The organism is Marinicauda pacifica (assembly GCF_004793635.1).
Lineage (GTDB): Bacteria > Pseudomonadota > Alphaproteobacteria > Caulobacterales > Maricaulaceae > Marinicauda > Marinicauda pacifica.
Genome location: NZ_SRXV01000067.1, coordinates 1 through 310, shown reverse-complemented (window position 1 = coordinate 310; position 310 = coordinate 1). Strand labels below are relative to the sequence as shown.

The window sequence follows — 310 nt, the reverse complement described above, 5'->3', positions numbered from 1 at the left end:
TCCCTTCGGCGAAGACGCGCACGCCCATTTTTGACTTGAGGAAGGAGTTGCCGCGCGCAACCGCCGGGCCGGAGATGGCGCCCAGCAGCGATGACACGAAGGTCGTGGCGACCCGGGAGGCGAACACGACCGGCATCTTGCCGCCCTTGATCTTGGTTGAGCCCAGCCGCGCGGCGGCGCGTTCACCGGCAATACGGCCAATTTCCTCGGGCGATTTGAGTGCGCCGAAGCGGCGCGCCGAATGGCCGTAGAAATCGCGCTCCATCACGGAGCCGCGCTTGGCCAGCGGCGCTATTCCCAGCGAGAAGGT

1 protein-coding gene is annotated in these 310 nt (G+C 66.5%); it reads right to left on the bottom strand.

Annotated features, from left to right (window positions below; all coding sequences use genetic code 11):
• On the bottom strand, window positions 1-310 hold a 310-nt coding region (locus tag E5162_RS14415), incomplete at both ends, for a metallopeptidase TldD-related protein (RefSeq protein WP_241973587.1).